The sequence below is a fragment of the uncultured Sphingomonas sp. genome (genome assembly GCF_964250165.1).
GTDB lineage: Bacteria > Pseudomonadota > Alphaproteobacteria > Sphingomonadales > Sphingomonadaceae > Sphingomonas.
In genome coordinates, this window is sequence record NZ_CAXUEK010000081.1 from 1 (window position 1) to 11,513 (window position 11,513).

9 protein-coding genes are annotated in these 11,513 nt (G+C 68.9%); 4 read left to right on the forward strand and 5 right to left on the reverse strand.

The genetic code is table 11. The annotated features are described in order from the left end of the window. From ACFE64_RS13295 to ACFE64_RS13310, 4 genes are all read right to left on the reverse strand, one after another. Positions 1-1,190 (reverse strand): NAD(P)/FAD-dependent oxidoreductase (locus ACFE64_RS13295; RefSeq protein WP_375392942.1); only part of this gene is annotated, 1,190 nt, incomplete at its 3' end. 95 nt (positions 1,191-1,285) lie between these two features. Continuing rightward, complete coding sequence (locus ACFE64_RS13300; protein ID WP_375392943.1) at positions 1,286-2,410, reverse strand: L-lactate dehydrogenase; 1,125 nt, start codon at positions 2,408-2,410, stop codon at positions 1,286-1,288. Positions 2,411-2,602: 192 nt separating this feature from the next. Continuing rightward, complete coding sequence (locus tag ACFE64_RS13305; protein ID WP_375392944.1) at positions 2,603-3,250, reverse strand: helix-turn-helix domain-containing protein; 648 nt, start codon at positions 3,248-3,250, stop codon at positions 2,603-2,605. A gap of 39 nt (positions 3,251-3,289) precedes the next feature. Next, entirely contained in the window at positions 3,290-5,029 is a 1,740-nt protein-coding gene (locus tag ACFE64_RS13310) for an acetolactate synthase large subunit (protein ID WP_375392945.1), read from the reverse strand. 208 nt (positions 5,030-5,237) lie between these two features. Between ACFE64_RS13310 and ACFE64_RS13315 the strand changes: the two genes are divergently transcribed. The 4 genes from ACFE64_RS13315 to ACFE64_RS13330 all read left to right on the forward strand — a co-directional run bounded on the left by ACFE64_RS13315 (position 5,238) and on the right by ACFE64_RS13330 (position 10,413). Continuing rightward, on the forward strand, positions 5,238-6,179 hold the full coding sequence (locus ACFE64_RS13315; RefSeq protein ID WP_375392946.1) for a helix-turn-helix domain-containing protein: 942 nt from the start codon (positions 5,238-5,240) through the stop codon (positions 6,177-6,179). 129 nt (positions 6,180-6,308) lie between these two features. Then, positions 6,309-8,021 carry an acyl-CoA dehydrogenase family protein gene (locus ACFE64_RS13320; RefSeq protein WP_375392947.1) on the forward strand — a complete coding sequence of 571 codons (1,713 nt, stop codon included), beginning with the start codon at positions 6,309-6,311 and terminating at the stop codon, positions 8,019-8,021. Between the two features lie 53 nt (positions 8,022-8,074). Continuing rightward, positions 8,075-9,286: an MFS transporter gene (locus ACFE64_RS13325; protein WP_375392948.1), complete on the forward strand. Its 1,212-nt coding sequence runs from the start codon at positions 8,075-8,077 to the stop codon at positions 9,284-9,286. Between the two features lie 455 nt (positions 9,287-9,741). Beyond that, the gene (locus tag ACFE64_RS13330) at positions 9,742-10,413 is read left to right on the forward strand and encodes a PEPxxWA-CTERM sorting domain-containing protein (protein WP_375392949.1); all 672 of its coding nucleotides are present in this window, start codon (positions 9,742-9,744) and stop codon (positions 10,411-10,413) included. A 149-nt stretch (positions 10,414-10,562) separates the two neighbouring features. Here the strand turns inward: ACFE64_RS13330 and ACFE64_RS13335 are convergent. Further along, a partial coding sequence (locus tag ACFE64_RS13335) for an epoxyalkane--coenzyme M transferase (protein ID WP_375392950.1) occupies positions 10,563-11,513 on the reverse strand: 951 nt, incomplete at its 5' end.

The window sequence follows — 11,513 nt, forward strand, 5'->3', positions numbered from 1 at the left end:
TCGCGCGCGCGCGCGATCGTCACCGGCTCGGGCAGCTTCGGGTCGAAGCGCGCGATGTCCATCCCGAACACGTCGATCGTCGCCTGCCCCTCGACGATCCATTCGGCGAGCGAGCGGCCGACGCCGCCGCCCTGCACGAAACCCGCCATCACCCCGCACGCCACCCAGAAACCGGGCAGCCCGGCGACCGGCCCGACCAGCGGATTGCCGTCGGGCGAGAAGGTGAAGGGGCCGTTGACGATGCGCTTGATCCCGGCGCGCTCGATCGCGGGGAAGCGCCGGAACCCGCGCGTCAGCTCGTCGCCGATCCGCTCCAGGTCGGGGACCAGCAGCTCGTCCTCGGCATAGTCCCACGGCGTGCCCTCGACCGCCCAGGGCGTCGCCTTCGCCTCGTAGACGCCGAGCAGCATCCCGCCGCGCTCCTGCCGCATGTACAGCCCGCCATCGAGATCGGCCACCGCCGGCAGCTCGGGCAGGCCTTCCAGTTCCGGCAAATCCTCGGTGATGAGGTAATGATGCTCCATCGGCACCAGCGGCAGCTCGACGCCGGCCATCCGCCCGACCTCGCGCGCCCACAGGCCCGCCGCATTGACGATATGCTCGGCGACGATCGTTCCCTGGTCGGTGCGCACCTCCCACTCGCCACCCGGGCGGCGCGTCAGCCCCTCGACCTTGGTGTGCTTGTAGATCGTGGCGCCGGCATTCCGCGCGGCGGCGGCATAGGCGTTGGTCGCGCTCGACGGATCGATATAGCCCTCGATCGGGTCCCAGATCGCGCCGATCACCTCCGACACGTCCATGATCGGCACGCGCCGCTTGATCTCCTCGGGGCCGACCAGCTCCGATTCGAGGCCGAGCACGCGGTGCCGGGTATGTTCGGCGAGCAGCGAGTTCCAGCGCGCCTCGGTCGCCGCCACCAGCAGCCCGCCGACATAATGCGCACCGGTCGACAGCCCGGTCAGCGCCTCCAGCTCCTGGTAGATGCCGCAGGTATAGGCCTGCAGCCGCGAGATGTTGGCGTTGCCGTTGACCGTATGGAACCCACCCGCGGCGTGCCAGGTCGAGCCCGCGGTCAGTTCCTTGCGCTCGAGCAGGACGACGTCGCTCCAGCCGAGCTTGGTCAGGTGATACAGCACGCTGCACCCGATCACGCCGCCGCCGATCACCACTACCCTGGCATGTTCCTGCACGTCCCGCTCCTTCGCTGTTCCGTTCGTCATAGGGCGCGTCGGCACGGGCAATCTTGCTCCATCGTGCCCAATCGCTGGCCGTCAGGGACACCGCGCTAGAACGGCCGCGCGATCTCCGCGACGCTGCGATGTCCGGTCATCCCCAGTCCCTGAACCAGCTCCGCCTGGATCGTGGCCAGGAAATCGACGACGCCCGCCTCCCCCTGCGCCGCGAGCGCCGCCGCCCACGCCCGCCCCAGGAAGACGCCATCGGCGCCCAGCGTCAGCATCTTGAGCACGTCGAGGCCCGATCGGATGCCGCCATCGACGAACACCGTCCTGCGTCCGGCGACGCGGCGGGCGATCGGTGGCAGCGCGTCGACCGTCGCCGACGCGCTGTCGAGCTGCCGCCCGCCATGGTTCGAGACGACGATCGCGTCGGCGCCGACCGCGACGGCCTCCTCGGCATCGTCGGGATCGAGAATGCCCTTGATGACGAGCGGCCCGGCCCATTGCTCGCGAATCCAGGCCACTTCGCGCCAGGTCGTCGAAGGGTCGATATTGGCGCCGGTCCAGTGATGGGTATCCTCGGCGATCCCATGCGCATCGAGATATCGCTGGATGTTGCCGAGCCCGTGCGGGCGACCGCGCAGACCGACGTCCCAGGCCCATCCCGGCCGCACCGCCGCCTGGAGAAAGCGCATCGCCTGCCCGCGCAGCCCGGCCGGCGCGAACAGCCCGGTGCGATAATCGCGATAGCGCGTGCCGAGCACCGACAGATCAGCGCTGAAGATCAGCGTCGAGCAATAGCGCGCCACCTCGGCCAGCGTTTCGCGGATGAAGCCGCGGTCCTTGAACATGTTGAGCTGGAACCAGAACGGCGCGTCGACGCGCTCGCCCACTTCCGCGATCGGGCAGAGCGAATAGGTCGACATGCAATAGGGGATGCCGCTGCGCACCGCCGCGCGGGCCGCCTGGACTTCGCCGCGGCGGACGGTCATGCCGACCAGCCCGACGGGACTCAAGACGACCGGCATGGCGAACGGCTGGCCGAGCAGCGTCGTCCGCGTCGTGATCTCCGACATGTCGCGCATCACGCGCTGACGCAGCTTGACCTGCGCCAGCCGCGCGACGTTGTCGTCCAGCGTTATTTCGTCGAACGTCCCGCCGTTGATATATTCGAACAGGAAGTGCGGCAGCCGCCGACGGCTCAGGCGCAGATAGTCCTTGAACTGCTTCATCGTCGACCTTCGATCCTACGCCGCGCGAGGCGCCGTCACCGGCGACAGGGCCGCGTGCCTTGATGCCACGGCTTACGGATCGATCCCGCCGGCGCGCAAGCGCCTTGCCCGGCCGCCATCCCCGCCTGGCGCGCATCGACAAACCTCGTTGACACGGTACGACAAAGGGGTGGGGGGGGGGCCGCCCCGTCCCTAGCTGAACTCGCGCGGATAGACGATGATCGACAGATACCGGATCGGATGCCGCAGCAGCCGCTCGGGCCCATGCTGCGCGCTGGAATCGAACATCATCGTGTCGCCGGGGCGCAGCGTGTAGACTTCGCCGCCGTGGCGATACTCGACCTCGCCCTCGATCATGTAGAGCAGCTCGATCCCGGCGTGGCTGAAGCTGGTATGGGGCTGCGCCTGCTCGTCGAGCGAGATCATGTAGGGTTCGACGACGATGTCGCCGCGGAGCAGATGGCCGAGCAGCTGATAGCCGTGCCCGGCCTTGGTGCCGCGACGCTCCATGCTCAGGCCGTGGCCGGCGGCGACGAACGAACAGTCCTGCCGCTCCTCCACCGATGCGAACAGGGAGGAGACCGGCACGGACAGCGCCCCCGCCAGCGCCTGCACCGTCTTGAGCGACGGCGAGATCTGACCGTTTTCGATCTTGGACATCATGCCGACCGAAATGCCCGATGCCCCGGCGAGATCGGCGACCGACAGGTCGAGCCGCCGCCGCAGCAACCGGATCTGTCCGCCGAGCGCACGTTCCAGGACGCGGTTGTCGGCCGCGGGCGCGCTCGACCCGGTCTGGTAACCCTCCGCGCCGTCCCCGTCCCCGTCCTCCGCCTGCACCGGCTTCCCATCCTTCGCGCTGACCCTGCGACCGGCCGATCAGGCGCGCATCGCCGCCTCGATCAGCCGTGGACCCGTCGCCGCCATCGCGCTCGCGAGCATGTCGTCGAACTGTTCGGCGGAGGTCGCCCGGCAGCCCTCGATACCCATGCCGCGGGCCAGAGCGACCCAATCGAGCGCCGGATCGTCGATGTCAAGCAACCCTGCCGACAGCCCTGCGCCGATCGTCGCCCCGACGCGATCGACCTCGGCGCGTAGCACCGCATAGGAACGGTTGGCGAGGATGATCGTCACCACGTCGAGCCGCTCGCGCGCCTGCGTCCACAGCGCCTGCAGGGTGTACATCGCGCTCCCGTCCGCCTGGATGTTGACGACCTTGCGTCCGGGCGCCGCGACGGCCGCCCCGGTCGCGAGCGGGATGCCCTGGCCGATCGCACCGCCGGTCAGCGCCAGATGCAGATGCGGCGGCGCAGCCGTCAGCGCGGCGACGATCGGAAACGCATTGCTGATCGCCTCTTCGGAGACGATCGCGTCCTCGGGCAGGTGCCGCGCGACCGAGCGGCCGATCGCGGCGGCGTCCAGCACGCCGGTCGACGCCTCGACGGCCGTGGCGGCGGCAGACGCCGGCTCGAACCGCCCGGCGCCCAGCGCCTCGGCGAGCGCCTCCAACGCGCGCACCTCGTCCTCGTGCTCGTGGGCGAGATAGGTGAGCGCGGTGCCCTCCGCCACGCACCAGCTGGGGTAATCGGGATAGGCGAAGGGGGCGACCGGGGGTTGGGCGCCGACGAGGATCAGGTCGGTCACGTCGTGCAACGCGCGGACCGCGTCTTCGGCGCGGTAGGGCACGCGCGCGATCGGAAAACGCCCGCGGCCGCGCAGCACCGTGCCGGTCGACAGGTCCATCATCGCCCGCGCGCCGGTACGCGCGCAGATCCGTCCTACCGCCGCCAGGCCGGCCGCGCTGCCCGCCGCCCCGCGCACGAACAGGGTGGAGCTGTTCCCGCGGTCGCGCAGGATGCGCGCGACGCGCGTCACCGCGGCGTCGTCCAGCGCCGGCGGCGCCTGCCCCGGCAGCGGCCGGCACGGACCGTCGGCCTGGCCCCACGCGGTGTCGGCGGGCAGGATCAGCGTGGCGATGCGTCCGGGTCGCTCGAGCGCGGCGGCCACGGCCCGCGCGCCGTCGGCCGCGACGGTCTGCGCGCTCGCCGAGACCGTCAGCCAGTCGGACGCCGGCCGCGCCAGCGCCGCCACGTCGGTCTTCAGCGCGCTGTCCCAGCGATTATGGTAGGTCGCATGGTCGCCGACCACGTTCACGACCGGGCTCTTGGCGCGCCGGGCATTGTGGAGGTTGGCGATGCCGTTGGCGAAGCCCGGCCCGAGGTGGAGCAGCGTCATCGCCGGCGTGCCGGTGACGCGGGCATAGCCGTCGGCCATGCCGGTCACCGCCCCCTCGAACAGGCCCAGCACCGGCCGGATGTCCGGCACCCGTTCGAGTGCCGCCAGGAAATGCATTTCCGACGTGCCGGGATTAGCGAAGCACAGCCGGACACCGCAGGCCGAGACGGTGCGCAGCAGGCCTTCGGCGCCGGTCATTGCGCCGGTCGCGACGGTGGCCGCGCCCGCCGGTCCTAGGCCCGATGCCGCGCCCCGCTTGCTGTCGATGAACATGGTCACCCCCTCGCGGCGATCGGAGGGGCTGACGACCGGCCCGGCGCCCGACGCCGTCGCGGCCGCACGGCGCCCATCGCCTGTCGCCACGCCCGGCGCGGCATCGACCATCGACTTTTTTTCATAAGTGTTTCCCAGCAGGAAAATCAACGCTTGCGATCGGATCAGTCTGGCCGTATTCGATGCCGGCATCTTGCCCGCTTGCGACAAGCGCGCTTGTTGCAGCGAGACGTCACCCGACGCCGATGACGGCGCGGGCGGCCAAGACATCTCGCAACGATAAAAGCCGACGCGACGGCGCAGGAGGGTGGGCACGGCCATGATCGATTTTTCCACGCTCGATATGCGCCGCAGCCAGGCGCGCGAGGCCTGGGGGGATCAGATCAAGGCGCTATGCGGTCGCGCGCCCCGATTCGGCTTTCGTGACGAGGGCTTCGAGGCGTCGATCAAGATCCGCGACGTGGGCGGGATCGATATCGGGCATCTCTTCCACAACGCGGTCGAGATCGCCCACGACAAGCGCGCGCTGGCCGAGGGGCGTTGCGGCCACATGATGCTCGTCATGCAGATGACCGGGCGCGCCGTGATCGCGCAGGGCGGCGGCGTGACCGAGATCGGCCCGCACGACATCGCCATCCTGGATACGCATCGCCCGTTCACGTGTCGGTTCGACGGCGCGACGCGGCAGCTCGCGGCCTATATCCCGGCCGCCGAGTTGATGACCCGATGTCCCGCCAATTTCTTCGCCCGTCCCCAGCGATGGTCCGGGCGCGCCGGGATCGGCGGATTGGCGCGATCGACGTTGATGATGATCGCTCGCTCCGCGGACCGGTTCGAGCACGCGGATGCGGTGCACGCCCGGCGCATGCTGACCGACATCGTCAAGCATATGGTCGAACGCGAACGCCTTCCCCGCGACGATCGGCAGCAACAGCTGCCGGACCACCGCATTCGTGCCTTCATCGATGCCCATCTGGCCGATCCCGATCTCGGTCCGACGGAGATTGCGGGTGGCTGCGGCATCTCGATCCGGCGGCTGCATCGGTCCTTTGCCGACACCGACTGGTCGACGTGCGGCTGGATCCGGCACCGGCGTCTCGCGCGTTGCCGGGAAGATCTGCTCGACCCGAGCAAGGACGGCCTGTCGATCACCCAGATCGCGTTTCGCTGGGGGTTCAATGACGCCGCGCATTTCAGCCGCGCCTTCCGCAGCGAGTATCACCAGGCGCCCAGGGACGTCCGGCGGCGCACGGCGCATTGAAGCATCCCGGCCCCCGACCGAAGCGCGGTTTGTCCGACGGAACAAGCGTGGTCGTCGCGGTCCGACAAGAATAGCCGGCCGGCAGCCGCCATGATGGCCGATGTCCTTTCCACTTGAGGCGGGCTCCGCATGAACGTCGGCTCCGTTGCCTCGGTCGCTACGCTGGTGCGGCAGCTCGGCCTCTCCCCCGGCATCGAGCGATTGCGTGCGCTGGCCGGCATGGATGCGCTGCTGGACGACGACACGATGACGGCGATCCTGGCGGAAGCCGATCGTTTCTCGGCCGATCGGCTGACGCCGTTCGACCGCGACGCCGACCGCGCCGGATGCACGTTGCGCGACGGTCGGGTCGAGCTCGCGCCCGGGCACGGCGACGTCTGGGCGGCCTATCGCGACGCCGGCTGGGGGGCGACCGACATCCCGCAAAGCCATGGCGGACAGGGGCTGCCGGCCGCGCTGGCGATGCCGATCCAGGAGCTGTTCGATCGCGGCTCGGTCAGTTTCGGCATGGCGCCGGGGGCGGCGCGATCGGCGGCGCGATTGCTGCTGACGCACGCCGCGACGGATATCGCCGGGGCCTGGGTGCCGGCCTTCGCCACGGGCGAGGCCGGCGCCACGATCTGCATCTCCGAGCCCGACGCCGGCTCCGACGTCGGACGCATCCGCACGGCGGCGACGCGCCAGGGCGACGCCTGGCGCGTCACGGGCGAAAAGATCTGGATTTCCTATGGCGATCATCCGCTGAACGATCGCATCGCGCATCTCGTGCTCGCGCGGTCCGACCCGGCGACGGCGGGAACGCGCGGGCTGAGCCTGTTCCTCGTGCCGAGTACGATGGAAGGGGATGATGGCGGGGAACGGCGCAATGCCGTGATCGTACGCCGGATGGAGGAAAAACTCGGCCTGCACGGCTCCCCGACGTGCGCGCTGGGATTCGAGGATGCGGCGGCGATCCTGATCGGCGCGGAGGGGCGCGGCGTGCCGCAACTGTTCCGGATGATCGTCGCGATGCGGCTCCAGGTGGGCACGCAGGGACTGGGCCTGGCCAGCGCCTGCCTGCTGGCCGCCGCGCATTATGCCGAGGAACGCCGCCAGGGCGGCCCGCGCGACCGGCCGGCCGTGCCGATCGTCGCGCATGCCGACGTCCAGCTGATGCTGATCGGGATGGCCGCGCGGATCGCGACGTTGCGCGGCATCGTCTACGCCGCGGCGGTCACGGCCGACCTGGCGGACTTGGACCCCGACGCCCAGGCGCGCGCGGAGGCGGCGGCGCTGCTCGGCTGGCTGCTGCCGATCGTCAAGAACAGCGGCGCCGAGACCGCCTATGACATCGCGGGCGAGGCGATCCTGCTGTTCGGCGGCGCCGGCTATACGACCGAATGGCCGATCGAGCGGCATCTGCGCGACGCGCGCATCCTCGCCATCTACGAAGGCACGACGGGGATGCAGGCGCTCGATCTCGTCCGCCGCCGCTGGCTGCCGCGCGACGCCGGCTACGAAGCGTTCGTCGCGGCGATCGCAGCCGACCTCGCGAGGCTGCCCGACGCGTGCGCCCATCCGCTGCGCGGGCTGCTCGACCAACTGGAGAGTGCGACGACGTGGCTGCGCGACACGGCGCGCGGCGATATCGAGATCGACGCCGCCGCGCGCGCGGGACTTAAAGCGGCGACGCTCGTCGCGCACGGCTGGGCCGGCGCGCGCCTGGCCGGCTCGGACGACGCCGCCCTGGTCGCCTGCGGCCGTCACGCCCTGTCCATTGCGACCGAGCAGCTCCCGGGCGCGATCGTCGCGATGCGCGAAGGAACGGCGCGGATCGAGGCGTTCGCCGACATGGCCACCTGACCCGGCATCCGCGATCGCGATCGATCCATGGAGCATCCAGACGAGGAACAGCCATGACGAAACCCCGCTTTTCCTGGCAATTCCTGGCCTTTGTCTTCGCGGTCGCGGTGGGCAACGCGGTCGCGCATCTATGCACCAGCGCGATGCCGCTCCAGGTCGGCTCGCTGATCGACGGCTTCGGGCTGACCGCGACCGCCGCCGGCGTGTTCGGCTTCTTCCAGGTCGGGACGCTGGCGCTCGGCATGATCTTCTTCGCGCCGCTCTCCCACCGCTATCGCCCGTTCGTCGTGTGCCTGACGGGGTTGCTGATCGCCGCCGCCAGCAACGCGGCCCTCTATTTCTCGCCGGCGAGCCTGCCGTTGCTGTGTCTGCTCGGGTTGATCAGCGGCTTCGGCTATTGTCTGATGCTGTCCGCGACCGTCGGCGCTCCGGCGGCATCGGCGCAGGCGGACAAGGTCTATGCCGCGTCCAGTTCGGGCGGCCTGCTGCTGCTCGTCGCCCTGCTGTCGCTGCTGCCGCTGGCCAACAGCTATTTCGGCGTGCGCGGCATTTTCCTGGGGATCGCGATCCTGCTGGTGGTCTCGATCCCGCTGCTATGGGGCTTCCGCTACACCCCCGCCACCGCCGCACCCGCCGCTGCCGCCGCGGCGAGGGTCGACGCCGTCAGCGGCCGCAGCCTGAAAAGCGGAACCTCGCTGCTGATCATCTGGGTGCTCTATTCGCTCGGAACCGGCGCGATGTGGACCTTCGCGGAGCGGATCGGTCACGCACTGCACATTCCGGGTCCGACGATCGGGTTCATCCTGTCGATCAGCGTGTTCATGGCCCTGGTCGGCAGCGGCCTCGCGGCGCTGCTCAGCGATCGCCTGGACCGGGCGACCGCGATCGGGATCGGGCTGGTCGGCGGCGGCGCCACCTGCCTGATGCTGGCGCTGTCCACCGGGCTGTGGATGTATGCGCTGGCGTGCGTCCTGTACTGGATCGTCACGATCTTCTTCTACGTGCTGATGCTCGGCACCGCGGCGGCGATCGATCCGACCGGCCGGCTGGCGACGCTGGGCACCGGCTGCGAACGGCTCGCCTTCGCGTTCGGCGCACCGATCGGCGGAATGTTCGTCGACATGGGCTCCTTCCTGTGGATCGGGCTGCTCGCGCTGACGAGCTGCTCGATCCTCGCCCCGCTATGCCTGCCGGCGCTGAGCCGCGCGGTGAAGCGCGCCCATGCCGACCGACACATCGACGCGGTGCCGGTGCCGCTGGTGTAAGGCGATCACCGTGTCGGCCACCGCGACCGCCCACGTAACGGCCTGGGTGTGGATCCACGTTCGGGACGTGATCGGTGAAGGCGACATTTAGTCGGCGTCAAACCGTTCGGTTGTGACACCTGGTGCCGCAGAGTGGCTGTTGCTCATCCCGGTCGTTCAACCGCTTGCCGCATTCCCATTTCTCCATCTCCAATGGGCAGTTTCGGGAAACCTTGATCGGGAACAGGTTTCGGGAAGCATGGTCCGGCAGAAGCGCGCAGCGCGCATCCCAAGCGCGTTTTCCCGTTGAACCTCCCTTATTGGGAAGGTGCAAATGTCAAAGGACCGGCTTTGATCTCTTTACTCGTGCATCGAAAAGGGACGGCAACGCAAACTCATTCAGAGTTCCTTGACCATCTGAATTCGGCTACGACCCGGTGGTCGCGGCAGCATCAGCCGAGATACGAGGGGGGCTTATGATCTCGAAGTTGAAGTTGCTCGCCGTTGCGTGCGCTGGGGTGGTATTCAGCGCAAGCAGTGCTCACGCCGCTTTCATCGTTACGTATACGCAAGGCACGGACGGTGTCACGGCGACCGGTATCGGATCGCTGGTCACGGCTGGACTGAGCCGAGACACCAGTTTCGACTCTTTCGGACCCCTCAACCCGTTCATCCAGCCAGCGCAGCGAACCCAGATCGTCGGTGGTAACGGCTTCCAAAGCTACGATATAACCTTGACGGGTAGCATCCCTTCAGGTTGGGGTTCTGGCGGGCAAACAAACGCGGCCAGCTCTTCCGGCGGTGGTGTCTATCTCAATGATAATGGAGGTACATCCTTCGCAATTCTTGGCGTGCCGATCGGCTATGCGTCTGGCGCCGCGATCAGCAACTCGGCCTTCTATGCAGGGCAGACATTTGCGAGCATGGGCCTGACGATCGGCAACTACGCTTACAATTACCGGGCTGGCGCCAACTCCGACAGCTTTTCGCTAATAGTCTCGTCTGTCCCGACCGCGGTGCCGACCCCGCCGGTAGCTCCTGCGGTTCCGGAGCCAGCGACGTGGGCGATGATGATGCTGGGGATGGGAGTGGTGGGCTACTCGTTGCGCCGGCGCCAGGCAGCAGCGCGGGTCGCTCACGCCGTCTGATCTTCTGAAGCTCGAGGCAGGATGAGGCCGCCGATCCTAGGATCGGTGTCCTTTCAATCGCGACGCCGATCGCCAAAGCGGACGCTTCGACCTCACGCTTACCTGCCGCGCTATCGCCAAGCTGCTCGCCCTAATCTTGCTCCAACACCCTATAACCGCGCCGCCGCCCGGTCCGCGCCCTCGCGCAGGGCGCGGAACTTCTTCCACGTCACCGCCGGGTCGATCTTGCCATAGCCCGCGAAGGTGCCGAAGCCGCAGTCCGAGCCCGCGATCACGCGCTCCGCGCCGACGATGCCCGCGAAGCGTTCGATCCGCTGCGCGATCAGCTCGGGATGCTCGACGTAATTGGAGCAGCTGTCGATCAGCCCCGGCACCAGCACCTTGTCGTCGGGCACGCCCGCGTCGCGCCACACCGTCCACTCATGGTCGTGGCGCGGATTGGCTGCCTCGAACAGCAATTGCGCGGGCCGGGCCGACAGCACGATATCGATGATCTTCTCGAGCGCGATGTCGCAATCGTGTGGACCTTCGTAATTCCCCCAGCAGATGTGCATCCGCATCCGCTCGGCCGGGATGTTGGCGGTGGCCGCGTTGAGCGCCTCGACGTTCTGCGCCGCGCGGCGCAGGAACTCGGCCTCCTCCAGGCCCTGGAAGCCGGTATGCGCCGCCATCGCGAGGTCGGGCGCGTCGAGCTGCAGGTCGAAGCCGGCCGCCGCGATCGCTTCGTACTCCGGGCGCATCGCATCGACCAGGTCGGCGAGATAGGCCTCGTGCGTCGGATAATACTGGTTGGGCTGGAATGCGGTGATGAGCCCCGGCGAGGCGGCGTTCATGAAGCCGCGCACACCCTGTCCCCGCGCATCGAGCGCGGCGCGAAAGCGGCGGATGTCGTCCTGCTCGCGGTCGGTCTCGCGCAGCCGCACCGGGCCGATGCACGCCGCGCGGACGAACTCCTGCGAGCCCATGATCGCCGTCAGCTTCTTCCGCAACTCGGGCAGGTCGGCGAGGTCCTTGGCCGGGGTGCGGTCGACATGCCCGCCGAACCCCTCCAGCCGCTCGGTGACATAGGTCGCATAGCCGACCTTGCCGAGCTCGCCGTC

Bases quoted from the DNA above. Each gene is read 5' to 3' on its own strand.
- ACFE64_RS13300 (WP_375392943.1), bottom strand. From the start codon at position 2,410: ATGAAGCAGTTCAAGGACTATCTGCGCCTGAGCCGTCGGCGGCTGCCG.
- ACFE64_RS13310 (WP_375392945.1), bottom strand. From the start codon at position 5,029: ATGGTCGATGCCGCGCCGGGCGTGGCGACAGGCGATGGGCGCCGTGCG.
- ACFE64_RS13315 (WP_375392946.1), top strand. From the start codon at position 5,238: ATGATCGATTTTTCCACGCTCGATATGCGCCGCAGCCAGGCGCGCGAG.
- ACFE64_RS13320 (WP_375392947.1), top strand. From the start codon at position 6,309: ATGAACGTCGGCTCCGTTGCCTCGGTCGCTACGCTGGTGCGGCAGCTC.
- ACFE64_RS13325 (WP_375392948.1), top strand. From the start codon at position 8,075: ATGACGAAACCCCGCTTTTCCTGGCAATTCCTGGCCTTTGTCTTCGCG.
- ACFE64_RS13330 (WP_375392949.1), top strand. From the start codon at position 9,742: ATGATCTCGAAGTTGAAGTTGCTCGCCGTTGCGTGCGCTGGGGTGGTA.